Source organism: Parapedobacter tibetensis, assembly GCF_024704835.1.
Lineage (GTDB): Bacteria > Bacteroidota > Bacteroidia > Sphingobacteriales > Sphingobacteriaceae > Parapedobacter > Parapedobacter tibetensis.
Genome location: NZ_JAMXBE010000008.1, coordinates 186,450 through 203,254 on the forward strand (window position 1 = coordinate 186,450; position 16,805 = coordinate 203,254).

The window sequence follows — 16,805 nt, forward strand, 5'->3', positions numbered from 1 at the left end:
AAAGATGGGAAAACCAACTGGCTTTAAGGAATTTGAAAGGGTCCTCCCAAAGAAGGATACCGTGGCTAACCGGAAAAAAACATACGATGAGTTTGTGCAACCTTACAGTGATGAGGAACTGAACAAGCAAGCGGCCCGGTGTATGGACTGCGGTATACCGTTTTGCCACTCAGGTTGCCCGCTTGGCAACGTGATTCCTGAATTCAATGATGCCATATATGATGGGAAATGGGAAGAGGCTTATCGGATACTGGTATCTACCAATAATTTCCCCGAATTTACGGGGAGGATATGCCCCGCGCCATGCGAAGCAGCCTGCGTACTAGGCATCAACCGCCCACCCGTGGCCATTGAGGAGATTGAAAAACACATCATCGAAATTGCGTTTAAACGGGAGTTTGTAAAAGCACGGCCTACACACCTGAAAACCGGAAAACGCATTGCGGTGGTAGGAAGTGGCCCTGCTGGCCTAGCCGCAGCGGCCCAATTAATCAAGGTGGGCCATGAAGTAACCGTATATGAACGGGACGACAAGCCCGGAGGCCTGCTTCGCTATGGAATTCCGGATTTCAAACTGGAGAAGTGGGTCATAGACCGCCGGATAACATTGATGGAAGAAGAAGGCGTAGTATTCCGATGCAACGCCGAAGTAGGGAAAAACGTGCCGACTAGTGAGCTCCAAGCCTATGATGCCGTGGTGCTAGCGGGGGGGTCTACTATCCCCCGTAACCTTAACATCCCGGGAAGGGAACTGAAAGGGGTACATTTTGCGATGGAATTCCTGAAACAACAAAACAAACGTGTGGGTAACTTGCCTTTTGACGAGGAAGATATCCTAGCCAATGGTAAAAACGTATTGGTCATCGGTGGTGGTGATACCGGATCAGACTGCGTGGGCACATCAAACCGACATGGCGCCAAATCGGTTACTCAGTTTGAGCTGATGCCTCAGCCTCCCAAGGACCGTACCCAAGCCATGCCCTGGCCTACCTATCCGATGTTGCTCAAGACAACCACCTCGCATGAGGAAGGCTGCCAACGATATTGGAGTATCAGCACCAAGGAATTTATTGGCGATGGTAAGGGGAACCTTAAAGGCGCCCGTGTGGTCGACCTGGAATGGGAGCTTGACCAATTGGGCCGTCCGGTGAAATTCAAGGAGGTGGAGGGCTCTGAACGTGAACTCCCTTGTGAACTGGTGCTACTGGCCATGGGTTTCTTACACCCGCAACGTGATGGACTTCTACAGCAACTGGGCGTAGAACTAGACGAACGAGGCAACGTGCGCGCCAACGAAGGAGACTACCAATCTTCTTCAGCACGGATTTTCGCAGCCGGTGACATGCGCCGTGGGCAGTCGCTCGTCGTATGGGCGATCTCCGAAGGCCGTGAATGTGCACGCAAAGTGGATGAGTATCTGATGGGTTATTCCGAATTGGAAAGCAAGGATGCTATCTATGATTATGCGTGATTTACCAAACCTCATCGGTTTTGCCGCATGGCTTCGCACACTTGTGTCGCCTCGGGCGGTAAATCTATGAAACGTACATTTTTTTTCTACCTATGAATAGAACGCTGGGATAATTCGGTTCCGGCGTTTTTTTTAGTGGGAGGTGAACCGGTTGTTCAACTTCCTTTTTTCCACTTGGAGCCGTACGATAGGATATATAAAAACCGCTGTCAGGATGATAATGGCCCCAGCATAAAAACCAATACTCATCACCTCCTTTTGACCAAAAAACAGCCATGCCAGCAAGATACCATATATAGGTTCCATATTGCTGGCCAACGCCACACGGAACGGACTGATCTCTTTCATGACGGATACCGCAGCAACATATGCACCTGATGTACATACCGTGCCCAACAGCAGTAGATAAAGCAAGTCATTGCCAAGGAGCGTCATCCCATCATGACCGAAACCACCGGATGCGGCCATAAAAATTGAAATCCATACCCATGCGCCCAACATTTCATAGAAACTGATGATCGTAGCTCCGTTCTTCTTGATCAGTTTGGAATTGATGGTACCAAAGAGTGCGGCAGCCAATGCGGCCAACAGTCCCAGAATAATACCGCTTATGTATTGGCTTTCGAATTTGAAAATGAGATAGATACCTATGATAATGAATAGGCCAACGAGCACTTCCATCTTGGATGTCCGCCGTTTGTAAAACAAAGGCTCAATGATGGCGGTAAATAGCGTAATGGACGATATACATACTAATGTAACCGATACCGTGGATACATTGATGGACTCAAAAAAGAGCACCCAATGTAATCCCACCAACCCACCGGTGAGAAAAAAATTGATAAAGTCCTTCCTGCTCACGGCAAAGGATTGCCGTTTGCAGAAAAAATAGATTGCTAATGACATAAAGGCAATCAACACGCGGTACCATACCAAGTGGGTGGCTGAAATGGAAATAAGATTGCCCAGTATCCCCGTAAAACCCCATACAATGACCGTGAGGTGGAGGATAAACAAATTGCGGCTGACCATAGAACTTCCCATATGGAGCGTATGCATTATTTTGGAGCCCGGTACAACAGATAGAATGCAAGCAGTCCAAAAACCACATTGGGGAAAAATACTGCAATAATGGGTGGAAGCCCACCCTTGAGCGAAAACATGGTAGAAAACTGGATGAATACAATATAGGTAAAACTCAATGCAATACCAGCCCCTAAACTCAGGCCAATCCCTCCCCTCACTTTCTTAGATGAAAGAGCCACTCCCATCAAGGTAAGCACATAAGCCGAGAGGGGATATACAAACCGTTTATACTTCTCCAGCAACAAATCAACCATCATGCCCGTGCCCCTTGTCTTTTCCTTTTCGATACGATCATTCAGCTCAGACATGTTCATGGCTGTGAAGATATTATCGTATACTTCAAAATCACGCGGTTCCATATCCAATATGGTATCCCTGCTCGTGCCCTTAATCATTTCTTCCTTCAAACCATCGATTTTTCGGACCGTGTAGTTTTCAATCCGCCAATGATTTTGAAGGGAATCCCAAGTGATACGTTCGGCCATCAGTTTCTCCACCATGTTGTCACCTTCAAATATCTCCAACACAAAATTATATCCTACTTTTCGATTATTGTCAAAATTATCGATATAGACATAGCTATTGCTGTCAATCTGCATGTGCGTGGAGCTCTTTGTATTGTTTTCAACAGGTTTCACGTATACCCGTTCAAAACCTACCTTCAGTTTATTTGTACGGGGTATAATATAGATGTTGAAAGCAAATGTGACCACGAATATCAAACTTGCTGCGATGATATAGGGACGTAGCAGTCTGTTAAAACTCATTCCTCCGCTCAAGATGGGAACAATCTCCGTTTGGTCGGCCATCTTGGCGGTAAAGAAAATAACAGCGATGAAATTGATGAGTGGCGACAGAAAATTAAGATAAAAAGGGATGAACCCCGCATAATACTCAAACACAATCTTTGATAAAGGGGCCTTGTGTTTCATGAAGTCGTCCAATCGCTCAGATATATCGAAGATGACCATAACGACCGTGAAAATCGCCATGGTGAACATAAAGGTGCTCAGGTATTTCTTAATGATATATTTGTCAATGGTGTTCATATGTGATACAAACCTACCCCCTATAATTTTTCGCCCAATTGTTTGACCATCTTGTTTTTCCATTCATGGAAATTGCCCGCTAAGATACGCTCACGGGCCTCTTTGACCAACCACAGGTAAAATTGCAAGTTATGCAGCGATGCAATTTGTGCGCCAAGAATCTCTTGCGAGCGTATGAGATGTCTCAGATAGGCCTTGCTGTACACCTTATCGGTCAATAAATCGCTTTCGGCGTCTATGGGTGAAAAATCCGTTTCCCATTTCTTGTTCTTGATATTGATGATACCGTTCCGGGTAAATAGCATTCCGTTTCGCCCGTTTCGTGTAGGCATCACGCAGTCAAACATATCAATCCCCAATGCGATGTTCTCCAAGATGTTAACCGGTGTACCCACCCCCATCAAATAACGTGGCTTTTCGGAGGGAAGTATATCACAAACAACTTCCGTCATGGCATACATTTCTTCTGCCGGCTCGCCAACCGAAAGGCCTCCAATCGCATTGCCATCGCGACCGAAAGACGCAATGGTTTCAGCTGATTTTTCCCGCAAATCGCGGTATACGGACCCTTGAACAATTGGAAACAAGGTCTGTTCGTAACCATATAGTGGTTCCGTGCCATCAAACCGGTCGCAGCATCGCTTAAGCCAGCGGTGCGTCATATCCAAAGATCGCTTAGCATACCGATAATCACAAGGATAAGGGGTACACTCGTCAAAAGCCATCACAATATCGGCTCCTATGATGCGTTGGGTATCCATCACGTTTTCGGGTGTAAAAAGGTGCTTGGAGCCATCGATATGCGAACGGAAGGTTACTCCTTCCTCCTTGATTTTGCGCACCTCCGTGAGCGAATAGACCTGATACCCCCCACTATCGGTAAGTATTGGTTTTTCCCATGCATTGAATCGATGCAATCCTCCGGCTCGCTGCAGCACATCCAAGCCCGGCCGTAGGTACAGGTGATAAGTATTGCCCAAAATAATTTGGGCCTTGATATCGTTCACCAATTCATGTTGGTGCACAGCCTTAACCGTTCCCGCGGTACCCACGGGCATAAAGATAGGTGTCGCTATCGCACCGTGCGCAGTCTCTATAATACCTGCCCGTGCCTTTGATTGGTTGTCTTTTGCCTGAAGGGTAAATCTCATTCCGTATCGTGTGGCGCAAAAATAGCAAAACAAAAGGATAGGAATGCACCCATGCATGATTTTAAAATTAACCTATTATCTTTGGCAGCAGATATGGATATACTCAACCAAATAACCGAAAATGCCCTTTTCCTGATATTCGGGATATGTGGGCTCCTATTGGCGTTCCAACTGTATTTTCTGCTGTTTGTGTACAGCAGACTGACATGCTATAAGGCCGTATCAAAACAAGATAAGGCAATAACGCCGCCCTTATCTGTGATTATCTGTGCCCGTAACGAGGAAGAAAACTTACGGCAGAACCTGCCAAAAATACTTAACCAAGATTATCCGGAATTCGAAGTGATATTGGTCAATGACTTTTCGGAAGATGATACCAAATGGCTATTGAAGGAATTGTGTACGCAATACCAACACCTGAAGGTGGTAGAGATCGCAGAACATGTACGCCTCAAACATGGGAAAAAATTTGCTGTCTCACTGGGTATCAAAGGGGCCGAACACGAGCACTTGGTTTTTACGGACGCTGATTGTATACCACAGTCTGACAAATGGCTCAGGCACATGGCCAATGCTTTTGGTAGAGGCGAAGAAATCGTATTGGGCTACTCACCGTATTTAAAAAAACCAGGATTCTTAAACGCCTTAATCCGTTTCGAAACCTTCCATACCGCTATGAGCTATCTTTCCTACGCGCTCAAGGGAAATGCATATATGGGTGTAGGTCGTAATCTTGCTTATACCAAAAGCTTGTTTTTCAGGGGCAAGGGCTTTGCCGCGCATATGCATATTCCTTCGGGGGATGATGATCTCTTTGTCAATCAAAATGCTACGCCACATAACACGACAATCTGTATCCATCCCGAAGCCCAGGTATGGAGTGAGCCCAAAACCACTTTTTCAGCATATTCCCAACAGAAAACACGGCATGCTGGGGCATCAAAAGCCTACAGACCGTCGCATCGACGGATGTTAGCCATGCAATTGATCAGTGCAGCACTATTTTACATCGCTGTAATCATTGCGGTGGTGCTGTATCCTCAGTATTGGTATGTCGTGCTTGGGATTTATCTATTGAGATTATTGATCCAAGTGCTCATTTATTTCCCCATCATGGGAAAACTCCAAGTGAAGGGGTTGAAATGGGGGCTCCCTTTTTTGGATGTCGCTTATTATGGCTATATCTGCGTCAATGGCTTTTTTGCGTTGTTTAAGAAGGAAGTGAAATGGAAGTGAGGTTTTAGATTTTAGACACGAAACAGTATGTTAAATCCCGCAGTTGATATTATTTACCAATATTTCCCAAAGCTGTCTGAAAAGCAACGGGAGCAATTTCGGCAATTGGGCGAACTATATCCGCATTGGAATGCGCAAATTAACGTCGTATCACGCAAGGATATCGAAAGCCTGTACTTGCATCATGTATTGCATTCGCTTGGTATTGCCAAATTCACCAATTTTGTGGCAGGAACCCGTATATTGGATATAGGAACAGGCGGCGGCTTTCCAGGCATTCCCTTGGCTATACTGTTTCCAGCGGTGCATTTCCATTTGGTTGATTCCATCGGCAAGAAAATCAAAGTGGTGAGGGAAATAGCATCAGGTATTGGGTTGGAAAATGTGGAAGCAGACCATATCCGTGCCGAGCAATTGGATGAAAAATACGATTTCGTTGTGTCACGTGCAGTTACGCGCTTGGTTGAATTTTATCCCTGGGTGCATAATAGGTTCCTGAAAAAAGACAGCAATGCCATCCCAAACGGAATCCTTTACCTCAAGGGCGGTGATTTGCAAGAAGAAATTAAAGAAGCACGGCTTAAGGCAGAGGTTTATAACCTTTCAGATTATTTCGCAGAAGAATATTTCGAAACAAAACATATCGTTTATATCCCGGTATAACTCCGCTTTCTCGCAAAGGTCACGAAGGAATGGGCTTGGTGCACCCATAGCGATATCCACTTTAACATACTTTTCATTATATTCGCATGTCAAATGAGCCTTCAACACCAAATAGCATTGACCAAGATAAATGGTGTAGGACCAGTAGTGGCCCGTCACCTTCTTTCGCACTGCGGGAGTGCGGAGGCGGTCTTTGCGGCTTCCAAGAAACAACTCACGACCATTCCGGGTATAGGCAACTACTTAGCCGAGTCCATCCTTGGAACAAAGGCACTTCACGAGGCTGAAGATGAACTCCGTTTTGTGCAAAAACATGGCATCCAAATGCTTTTCTGGGGCAGTGAGGATTATCCGAAGCGTCTCAGCGATTGTTTTGACGCTCCCGTATTGCTTTACTATAAAGGGAATGCCAACCTCAATTCTTCACGTATCATCAGCATCGTGGGCACGAGGAACGCAACGTCCTATGGCAAATCCATCTGTGCGGAATTTATTCAAAACCTTACCCCATACAATGTAATGGTGGTAAGCGGATTGGCTCACGGAATAGATACCCATGCGCACAGGAATTCCTTGAAACAAGGCATACCCACCATCGGTGTATTAGGGCACGGCCTCGACCGTATTTACCCAGCTACAAACCGCGAAATGGCTGCAAAAATGCTTGAATGCGGAGGATTGCTCACGGAATTCCCCTCAGGCACCAATCCCGACAGGCAGAATTTTCCGATGCGCAACCGTATCATCGCCGGCTTGGCCGATGTGACTGTCGTCGTAGAAGCTGCCGTCAAAGGGGGAGCGCTTATTACTGCCGAAATTGCCAACAACTACAACCGCGATGTGTTTGCTTTCCCGGGGAACCTAAATCAGGAATTTTCCGCGGGATGCAATTACTTAATTAAAACCAACCGTGCACACCTCATTGGCAGCGTGAGAGACCTGGAGTACCTGATGAATTGGACGCTTGATACACAGCCATCAGCGCCCAAACAATTGCAACTGCATGTGTCGCTAAGCGCTTCCGAACAGCAAGCATATGACCTGATTAACACATCGGGGCAAATCGGTATTGATGACCTATCCCTGCAACTCAAATGGCCACAAAGTAAATTGGCCATCGTATTGCTAGAAATGGAAATGAAAGGTGTCATTGCGGCATTACCCGGCAAGGTGTATCGGGTGTTATGAATTGACCTGTGACCCAATGATTTGGGAAGCAATAGCAATCTTTATTGGCTGTTACCACAATTTTCATTACTTTTGCCGTGGGTAAGTCTTTTACGACCAGCTCCTCAAGAATCCCCCAGGGTGGGAACACAGCAAGGGTATTGAGTTGTAGCGGTGCGATAAAAGGAGCTTACCCATTTTTTATTCTACCCCTATCAATCCCAATAACCCATATTTATATGTAAAATAAGTAAACTTGCATATAAACACAAGTTTATCTAAGTTTGCACTCCAATAACGACGATTTGCATGAGTTGGTTTAGACGCGATAAAGCCGGGATAAATACGGCCACCGAGAACAAAAAGGAAGCGCCAGATGGCCTATGGAACAAATGTCCGTCCTGCAAAAAGCCATTGCTGAACATTGAGCAAATCGAAAACAAGTATGTTTGCCACTATTGTGGATACCACTTACGAATAGGTTCGGCTGCATATTTTTCCATACTTTTTGACGATAACCAATTCACTGAACTCTTTGCCGGGCTTCGCTCTGCGGATCCGCTCCATTTTGAGGATACCAAAAAATATGCAGAACGGCTGGAAGAAAGTTATGCTAAAACCGGATTGAATGATGCTATCCGGTGCGCACATGGCAAAATCGAAGAGCAAGACTTGGTATTGGCATGTATGGACTTCACCTTTATCGGTGGATCTATGGGATCTGTGGTCGGTGAAAAAATCGCGCGTTCCATTGACTATTCCATACAGCATAAAACTCCCTTCATGCTGATATCCAAATCGGGAGGAGCGCGTATGATGGAGGCAGCTTTCTCGCTTATGCAAATGGCAAAGACTTCAGCCAAACTGGCCATGCTGAACGAAGCGAAAATCCCCTATATCTGCCTATTGACAGATCCTACAACTGGTGGAGTGACTGCGTCATACGCAATGCTGGGTGACATTAATATCGCCGAACCCGGGGCACTCATCGGTTTTGCGGGACCTCGTGTAATCAAGGAAACCATCAAAAAGGACTTGCCAAAAGGATTCCAAACATCCGAATTTTTGCTTGAACATGGATTCCTCGATTTTATCGTCGATCGCCGACAGCTCAAGCAAAAAGTGGCGCTATTCCTAAGTATGCTCAAGTAATGGCTTAGTCAATGGGAATATCATCATCCATTGCACAGAAAAAGCAAGGTAAAAAAGGCCTATTATAACCAATGACGCAATAATACAACGTCAAAATGTGATTTTAACATTTTTTTACATTTATACTTAGTGTAAAATAGTTACATTTGCGGCGAGCTCCGTCTAACCATTATATAAAAATTAATCGAAAACAACGCGGATGGCGAAAACGAAGTATTATTACAATTCACATACGCTCAAGTATGAAAAAGTAAAAACAAGCACCAAAGCATGGGCTTTTCGGACGCTTGGATTCCTAACCAGTTCTTTCGGATGTGCAATTTTCCTGCTCTATGTAGGCTTCACTTTTATAGATTCACCCAAGGAAAAGCAACTTCAACGGGAGGTCAATCAGATGGCGCTGCAATACAACATCATGCAGGAGCGTCTAAAACAGGTTGACGCCGCGCTGGAGAACATGCAACACCGTGACGACAACATTTACCGGGTTATCTTCGAGGCGGATCCAATTGATTCGGATGTACGCAAAGCGGGTTTCGGGGGAGTAAACCGTTATAAAAACTTGGAGCATTTCAGTAACTCGGACCTGATGATTGAAACCGCCAAAAAACTTGATTACATATCGAAAGCATTATATATACAATCAAAGTCATATGATGACCTTACCGAAATGGCTAAATCCAAAGTGGAAATGATGGCCAGTATTCCCGCCATCCAACCGGTGGACAGCCGGAAGATACGTGGAGGCATTTCGGGCTTCGGTATCCGGATACACCCTGTTTACAAAATCCGGAAAATGCATTCCGGCATTGATTTCACGGCACCCGTTGGCACGGCGATATACGCCACCGGAAACGGCCAAGTAGAAGCTGCTGGTGCGGATGGCGGTTACGGACACCGCGTAGTTATCAACCATGGATACAGCTACAAGACACTATATGGCCATATGAGCCGATTTACCGTAAAGGTAGGCCAACAGGTAAAACGCGGGGACCTCATTGGTTATGTCGGCAATACGGGTACTTCAACTGGCCCACATTTGCATTACGAGGTGCATAAAAACGATATCCCTGTAAACCCGATCAATTTCATTTATAATGACCTTACGCCATCAGAATACATGGCCATTTTGGAAGCTGCCTCTCAGGAAAACCAATCTTTTGACTAGGGCGAGGTGCTGTTTGCAAAATACTTAGATAGGATTATCCTATAATTCCAAAGCTAATCGTATATTTGTTACACAAACGATACTTCCTTTCGTAGCATGCCATACAAAGAGCGCGAAATAAATAAACTTTATTACACCATGGGCGAGGTGACCGCCATGTTTGAGGTCAATGCATCCCAAATACGGTTTTATGAGCGCGAATTTGACATCCTACAACCCAAAAAGAACAAGAAAGGCAATCGATTATTCACCCCAGAAGATATTGCTAATCTGAAAATCATTTTCAATCTGGTCAAAGACAAAGGGTATACGTTGCAAGGTGCGCGTGAATACCTCAAAAGTAATAAAAGTGAAGCTCGCGAAAATCAACGCGTCATCGATTCGCTTGAACGACTGAAGACCTTTTTGCTGGAAGTACGCGACAGCCTCTAGCCCACCGGCTGTGTTTCCGTTTCAGCCAACCGGATAAACTCCTCTACTTTTTCAACCATTTGGGTACTACCGATAAAGATAGGTGTACGTTGGTGCAGGTGTTCCGGCGGGGTTTCCAATATCCTGCTGCTACCATTGCTAGCTTTTCCACCTGCCTGTTCGATGATAAAGGCCAGCGGGTTGCATTCGTACATCAACCTCAATTTGCCTTGCGGGTGGGAAGAGGTGGTTGGATACAGAAAAACCCCTCCTTTGATAAGGTTGCGGTGCACGTCGGCAACCATGGAGCCAATATAACGCGAAGTAAATGGCCTCGATGTTGCCTGGTCTTCCACCTGGCAATACTTGATATAATCCTTTAATCCTTGTGGAAATTTGATATAGTTTCCTTCATTGATGGAGTAAATTGTACCGTTCTGCGGAATCTCCATGTTGGGATGGGACAAGCAAAACTCACCGATTGATGGATCCAACGTAAAGCCGTTTACGCCTTTGCCCGTTGTGTATACCAGCATGGTGGATGACCCATACACGACATAGCCTGCGGCCACTTGTTGGGTGCCCTTTTGCAATACTTCTCCCAACTGCACCCTTCCTTCCTTGGATGTACGCCTATAAACTGAAAATATGGTGCCCACAGACACATTCACATCGATATTTGACGAACCATCCAATGGATCTATGCATACAATGTATTTAGCATCGCGAGATATCTCCGATTCGATGAAGATACAGTCGTCATGTTCTTCTGAGGCTACCACACAACATTCCCCACCACTGCGCAGCGCGGAAATGAATTGCCCATCAGCATACACATCTAGTTTTTTCTGCCCCTCGCCCTGTATATTGGTGGTGCCATTGTCGCCCAGGATGTCTACAAGTCCAGCTTTATTGACCTCTCGATTTACAATCTTGGCGGCAATTCCAATGTCTCGCAATAACCTGGACAACTCACCTTTTGCGTATGGAAAATCGGCTTGCTTTTCGATAATGAATTGCCCTAGTGTGGTTACCTTTGTCATAAGAAGAAATTTAGTTAGTGTATTTTAATTTTTTAAATTCGCGCAAAAATAACCAAACAAACATTAATTTGGGCAAAAAAATAAAACATAGTGTAAAACACTATCTATCTCTCAGCCAATTCTACGACTTCAAGATTTTCAATACGATTCCCTTCAATGCTAAATCGTAAAAGCGTTCGGACCTTATGCCAACCGTGCTTTCCGGCGGCGCCGGGATTGAGGTAAAGACATTGTAACTTTTGGTCATACATCACTTTGAGGATATGCGAATGCCCACAGATGAAAAGCTTCGGTGGATGCAACTGGATTTCCGGTTTCACTTGCGGGCTATAACGGCCCGGATAACCACCGATATGAGTTATCCACACATCCACCTCTTCACAGTTGAACCGTAAGTGTTCGGGATAGGTCTTGCGGATATCTTGTCCATCGATATTTCCGTACACACCCCTCAACGGTTTGAATGCCGCCAGTGTATCAGCCACCGCGATGTCACCGAAATCACCGGCATGCCATATTTCATCACAGCGTTCAAAATGTCGGAATATGGCATCATCAAGATAGCTATGTGTGTCTGCCAATAAACCTATTGTTTTCATACGGTAGATCAATCAAAAACCCAAAAAGAAGTCTTTCAGCAATTCCTTGTATGAATCACTATACACGCCTTTACTTTCATAAATCACAAAGTCATCTTTCAGCCCATCGCTGTCTTTTGGCGTTTTGCCAAGAGCCAATATCCGTCTGATGGGGCTATCATGAACAAAGGAACGGATTCCCACTTCCCATTGAATCATCAACCCGTATTCGTCTAGGGCTTTCTGCCCTACATCAGCTGCCAGTAGGCTTGGAAGCACCAACTGCAAACTTCCTTCATAGGTTAGCCATTTTTCCGACCGCGCTAGCAAATCATCAAAAAATGACATATCAGTATGCCGGGCCACTCGTTTTCGCTCATCCGGATTCCTGAGTGAGCGCAGGAAATAAGGTGGGTTGGATACGATTAAATCATAGTTCACATCCGTTTCAAAATCACCCAGAGCCACGTTTTCACAAGCAAGTCTACTAAAAAAAGGCGACATATCGAAATTTTGTTGAGCGGTTTTGGATGCAAGGCTATCCAATTCGATGGCATTGATTTTTGCCCAAGGATGACGCTGTGCCAACATCAACGCAATAACACCCGTACCCGTCCCAATGTCTAGGATATGTAAAGGATCCTTCGCGGTAGACATTGCTCCTAGTAATACGCCATCGGTATTGATCTTCATGGCACATCCGGACTGGTCAACCTCAAACTGCTTGAATTTAAATACGCTTGACATATGGATGTAAAATTAGTTTTATCAAACGAAAAAAACTACCCATTCCAAAAACCTATGGAAACATTTGCATATTTCAGTAATGTTTCCGAATATTGTATAAGCACTTATATAATTTATCCTTCCATGGATTTTTATCAATCATTAGGGCCATTGATATTAGGAAGTCGTTTGCGTAGGATAAGCGAGTATTTCATCGCAGAGATCAATAAGGTGTACCAAGAGCGGGGTGTAGATTTCGATGCCAGCTGGTTTCCGATCTTTTACATATTGGCGCAGGAACACCCAGTTACCATACGTGACATATCGGGCACATTGCAAGTATCCCACTCCGCTATCAGTCAACTGGTGAGCAACCTCAAAAGACGGCAGTTGGTAGAAACTCGGGTCAGCGGAGAAGACGCACGGCGTCAATTGGTGAGACTCACCCCGAAGGGGAAGGAGCTTCTTGCCCACATCACTCCGATATGGGAGGGGATTACCGTCGCCATTTCGAAAATGCAAGACTACAATATGGATATTTCATCCCTATTACCCAGTATTGCTGCTATTGAACAGGCTTTTACAGAAAAAGGACTCGCTACACGCATCATGGAGTCTATAACACAGCAAGTATGAAAGATGAGTTTAGATACGGTACAGATAGATTAACCATTGGGTTGGCCATGGCATTGACCCAAGGCAAGCTCCGAGGCACATTATCATCCAAGACGAGGCACAAAGTTGACCGGTCAGCGGCATTTGTGGAAGACATCGTGGCCCAGGGCGATGTGGTGTATGGCATCAATACCGGGTTTGGTCCGCTTTGCGACACCATCATTTCACCCGAAGAGACCGCCAACCTGCAGCACAACCTACTCAAAAGCCATGCGGTAGGTGTAGGCAATCCTATTCCTGCAAGTATTGCTAAGACCATGATGATTATCAAAGTGCAGGCACTGGCACAGGGATACTCCGGCATACAACTACGCACACTCGAACGAATCATGTGGATGACCGCACAGGATATCATTCCCGTAGTCCCCGCACAAGGTTCCGTAGGAGCATCGGGCGATCTCGCTCCGCTTGCCCATTTGTTTTTACCCCTTATCGGGCTTGGTGAAGTATATTATAAAGGCAACATCGTGCCTGCAGAGAAAGCGTTAGCAGCAGAGGTAATGCCCCCATTGCAGCTTGGCCCCAAGGAGGGCCTCGCACTGATCAATGGCACACAATTTATCGCCGCCCATGCTGTACATGCATTGTATCGTATGCACAATGCGTTAGATGCGGCAGATGTCATTGGTGCCATGTCACTCGAAGGCTTAATGGGTTCTTACAAGCCCTTTGATGCCCGCTTACATGAAATCCGTCCTTTCCCTGGCAACCAATTAGTAGCACATCGCCTATGGGAATTGCTGAGTAAATCCGAAATTGCCAATTCTCATCCCGATTGTGGCCGTGTGCAAGATCCCTACTCATTACGGTGCATGCCCCAAGTGCACGGTGCATCACGCACGGCATGGCGTCATCTAAAGGAGCTTACAGAAATAGAAATCAATGCCGTTACAGATAACCCTATTGTACTGGGTCCGCACGACACCATCAGCGGTGGAAATTTCCATGGTCAGCCGCTAGCCATCGCCCTTGATTATGCCACAGTGGGCGCAGCGGAATTGGGCAACATCTCTGATCGCCGTAGTTATCTAATCATCGAGGGGCGCTATGGCCTTCCCAAACTACTCATACAAGATGCAGGTTTGAATTCTGGATTTATGATACCGCAGTACACCACTGCGGCCTTGGTATCAGAAAACAAAACCCTCTGTTTTCCGGCAAGCGCCGATAGCATCCCGACTTCACTGGGGCAGGAAGACCATGTATCCATGGGATCCATCAGCGGGCGTAAATTAAACCAAGTCATCGATAACCTGGAATATATCCTCGCCATTGAGCTGCTGTATGCCGCGCAGGCGTTAGATTTCCGCAGGCCACTCAAGTCGTCCGAGGTATTGGAAGCCTGCCACACATTGGTCAGGACAGAAGTACCCTTTGCCGATAAGGATCGCATCTTTGCCTACGACATCAAAAAACTCCAACAACTCCTCAGCAGCGGAAGGTTTGTCCACGAGGCAAACCAAGCCGCCGAAACATACGATTATCACCTCAATAAAACAGTTTATGAACCTTTCGGCATTTCTTGATCAATACGCGAAGCACCCACATTATTATGCCCCTACAGGCAACACGCTGCATGCCAAAAGTTGGCAGACCGAGGCGCCATTGCGCATGCTCTTGAATAATTTGAATGCCGAAGTCGCTGAAAATCCGGAAGAATTGGTCGTTTATGGCGGCATCGGGCAGGCCGCACGCAACCCGGCAGCGCTGCGCAAAATCATAGCGCTATTACTCCAATTGGATGAAAATCATTCCTTGCTTGTACAGTCCGGCAAACCGGTCGGCATCGTACGTACCCACCCACAAGCCCCCCGCGTACTCATTGCCAACAGTAATCTCGTGCCCAAATGGGCCACGTGGGAACATTTCAACGAATTGCGTAGTAAGGGACTTATGATGTATGGACAGATGACGGCCGGCAGCTGGATATACATCGGATCGCAAGGCATCCTGCAGGGGACCTATGAAACCTTTGTCGAATGTGGCCGTCAGCATTTCGGTAATGATTTGGCCGGTAAGCTGCTGGTCACTGCCGGACTAGGGGGTATGGGTGGTGCTCAACCCCTTGCCGCGACCATGGCTGGGGTCGTTTTCCTCGGTGCGGACGTGGACAGCACGCGGATTCAGAAACGACTTGATACGAAGTATATCGACCGGATGACAACATCTTATGAGGAAGCTGTCAGCTGGGCCAGGGAAGCTATGGATAAAAAACAGGCCCTATCCATAGGCTTGGTGAGCGACGCGGGCGACCTGCTCCAAAAACTACTACATGACGGCATCATCCCCGATATTCTCACCGATCAAACTTCAGCCCATGATCCGATCAATGGATATGTGCCTAATGGCTTGAACCTTGAAGAAGCCGCCGCATTGCGCATAACCGACCCGACATCCTATAAAGATCGAGCCTTGAAAAGCATGGCCCGACATGTGGGTTTTATGCTGGAAATGCAACGCAAAGGAGCTGTCACCTTCGACTACGGCAACAATCTCCGTGAATTTGCCAAGGAGGGCGGTGAAGCCCATGCGTATGACTTCCCGGGATTCACTCCCGCATTTATCCGGCCCCTATTTTGTGAGGGAAAAGGCCCATTCCGGTGGGTAGCGCTTTCGGGAGACCCGCAGGACATCTATACGACAGATGATGCATTGATGAAAGCATTCCCCGATGATAAGGCTTTGCACAATTGGCTCACCCAAGCTCAGGAGAAAATCGCCTTCCAAGGCTTACCTGCACGCATCTGCTGGCTTGGCATGGGTGAACGTGAAAAAGCAGGTTTGATTTTCAATGAACTGGTACGCTCGGGTAACGTAAAAGCCCCCATCGTCATTGGGCGCGACCACTTAGATTGCGGTTCGGTAGCTTCACCCAATCGGGAAACCGAAACCATGAAAGATGGATCAGACGCCGTATCGGATTGGGCACTGCTCAATTTGATGAGCAATACATCGGGGGGCGCCACCTGGGTATCGTTCCACCATGGGGGCGGTGTGGGCATGGGGTATTCACAGCACGCCGGTATGGTGGTGCTGGCCGATGGCACCGATCGTGCCGCAGAATGCCTCCGAAGGGTATTGTATAATGATCCTGCCATGGGCATCTTCCGGCATCATGATGCGGGTTATGAAAAAGCCACCGAATGGGGAGAGCAGTTTGATCTGATAATTTAATGGTTGGAACGCGGACGACACAGATTGATAATAACCAACAAGGTTAATGCCTGAT

16 protein-coding genes and 1 other RNA gene are annotated in these 16,805 nt (G+C 46.5%); 11 read left to right on the forward strand and 6 right to left on the reverse strand.

What is annotated here, in order from left to right:
- Positions 1–4: 4 nt before the first annotated feature.
- Complete coding sequence (locus tag NF543_RS14825; protein WP_257669115.1) at positions 5–1,471, forward strand: glutamate synthase subunit beta; 1,467 nt, start codon at positions 5–7, stop codon at positions 1,469–1,471.
- 132 nt (positions 1,472–1,603) lie between these two features.
- On the opposite strand, the gene NF543_RS14830 is transcribed toward NF543_RS14825, so the two are convergent.
- The 3 genes from NF543_RS14830 to tgt are packed head-to-tail and all read right to left on the reverse strand — an operon-like array spanning position 1,604 to position 4,757.
- Positions 1,604–2,515 carry a DMT family transporter gene (locus tag NF543_RS14830; protein WP_257957515.1) on the reverse strand — a complete coding sequence of 304 codons (912 nt, stop codon included), beginning with the start codon at positions 2,513–2,515 and terminating at the stop codon, positions 1,604–1,606.
- Positions 2,516–2,529: 14 nt separating this feature from the next.
- A complete protein-coding gene (locus tag NF543_RS14835) occupies positions 2,530–3,606 on the reverse strand; it encodes an LptF/LptG family permease (protein ID WP_257669117.1) in 1,077 nt (358 codons plus the stop codon).
- A 20-nt stretch (positions 3,607–3,626) separates the two neighbouring features.
- Positions 3,627–4,757: a tRNA guanosine(34) transglycosylase Tgt gene (gene tgt / locus NF543_RS14840; protein ID WP_257669118.1), complete on the reverse strand. Its 1,131-nt coding sequence runs from the start codon at positions 4,755–4,757 to the stop codon at positions 3,627–3,629.
- A 51-nt stretch (positions 4,758–4,808) separates the two neighbouring features.
- Between tgt and NF543_RS14845 the strand changes: the two genes are divergently transcribed.
- The 7 genes from NF543_RS14845 (at position 4,809) to NF543_RS14875 (ending at position 10,575) form a co-directional block, all read left to right on the forward strand.
- Positions 4,809–5,993, forward strand: coding sequence for a glycosyltransferase (locus NF543_RS14845; protein WP_257669119.1), 1,185 nt, complete (start codon positions 4,809–4,811; stop codon positions 5,991–5,993).
- Between the two features lie 27 nt (positions 5,994–6,020).
- Positions 6,021–6,656 (forward strand): 16S rRNA (guanine(527)-N(7))-methyltransferase RsmG, encoded by a 636-nt coding sequence (gene rsmG, locus NF543_RS14850; RefSeq protein ID WP_257669120.1) that lies wholly within the window; start codon positions 6,021–6,023, stop codon positions 6,654–6,656.
- A 117-nt stretch (positions 6,657–6,773) separates the two neighbouring features.
- Complete coding sequence (gene dprA / locus NF543_RS14855; protein ID WP_308378947.1) at positions 6,774–7,844, forward strand: DNA-processing protein DprA; 1,071 nt, start codon at positions 6,774–6,776, stop codon at positions 7,842–7,844.
- A 79-nt stretch (positions 7,845–7,923) separates the two neighbouring features.
- Positions 7,924–8,016: signal recognition particle sRNA small type (gene ffs, locus NF543_RS14860), an RNA gene on the forward strand.
- Positions 8,017–8,132: 116 nt separating this feature from the next.
- Complete coding sequence (gene accD / locus NF543_RS14865; RefSeq protein ID WP_257669122.1) at positions 8,133–8,975, forward strand: acetyl-CoA carboxylase, carboxyltransferase subunit beta; 843 nt, start codon at positions 8,133–8,135, stop codon at positions 8,973–8,975.
- A 199-nt stretch (positions 8,976–9,174) separates the two neighbouring features.
- Positions 9,175–10,143: a M23 family metallopeptidase gene (locus tag NF543_RS14870; protein WP_257669123.1), complete on the forward strand. Its 969-nt coding sequence runs from the start codon at positions 9,175–9,177 to the stop codon at positions 10,141–10,143.
- Between the two features lie 96 nt (positions 10,144–10,239).
- A complete protein-coding gene (locus NF543_RS14875; RefSeq protein ID WP_257669124.1) occupies positions 10,240–10,575 on the forward strand; it encodes a MerR family transcriptional regulator in 336 nt (111 codons plus the stop codon).
- Here the strand turns inward: NF543_RS14875 and fbp are convergent.
- The 3 genes from fbp to NF543_RS14890 all read right to left on the reverse strand — a co-directional run bounded on the left by fbp (position 10,572) and on the right by NF543_RS14890 (position 12,922).
- Positions 10,572–11,597 carry a class 1 fructose-bisphosphatase gene (fbp, locus tag NF543_RS14880; RefSeq protein ID WP_257669125.1) on the reverse strand — a complete coding sequence of 342 codons (1,026 nt, stop codon included), beginning with the start codon at positions 11,595–11,597 and terminating at the stop codon, positions 10,572–10,574. The genes NF543_RS14875 and fbp overlap by 4 nt on opposite strands.
- A gap of 104 nt (positions 11,598–11,701) precedes the next feature.
- On the reverse strand, positions 11,702–12,196 hold the full coding sequence (locus tag NF543_RS14885) for a metallophosphoesterase family protein (RefSeq protein WP_257669126.1): 495 nt from the start codon (positions 12,194–12,196) through the stop codon (positions 11,702–11,704).
- Positions 12,197–12,208: 12 nt separating this feature from the next.
- Entirely contained in the window at positions 12,209–12,922 is a 714-nt protein-coding gene (locus NF543_RS14890; RefSeq protein WP_257669127.1) for a tRNA1(Val) (adenine(37)-N6)-methyltransferase, read from the reverse strand.
- Positions 12,923–13,045: 123 nt separating this feature from the next.
- On the opposite strand from NF543_RS14890, the gene NF543_RS14895 reads away from it, so the two are divergent.
- From NF543_RS14895 to hutU, 3 genes are read left to right on the forward strand one after another with little or no spacing between them, the layout of a single operon-like run.
- Entirely contained in the window at positions 13,046–13,537 is a 492-nt protein-coding gene (locus tag NF543_RS14895; RefSeq protein ID WP_257669128.1) for a MarR family winged helix-turn-helix transcriptional regulator, read from the forward strand.
- Positions 13,534–15,102 (forward strand): histidine ammonia-lyase, encoded by a 1,569-nt coding sequence (hutH, locus tag NF543_RS14900; RefSeq protein ID WP_257669129.1) that lies wholly within the window; start codon positions 13,534–13,536, stop codon positions 15,100–15,102. Before NF543_RS14895 ends, hutH begins: the two co-directional genes overlap by 4 nt.
- Positions 15,080–16,750: a urocanate hydratase gene (gene hutU / locus NF543_RS14905; protein WP_257669130.1), complete on the forward strand. Its 1,671-nt coding sequence runs from the start codon at positions 15,080–15,082 to the stop codon at positions 16,748–16,750. Before hutH ends, hutU begins: the two co-directional genes overlap by 23 nt.
- Positions 16,751–16,805 lie beyond the last annotated feature (55 nt).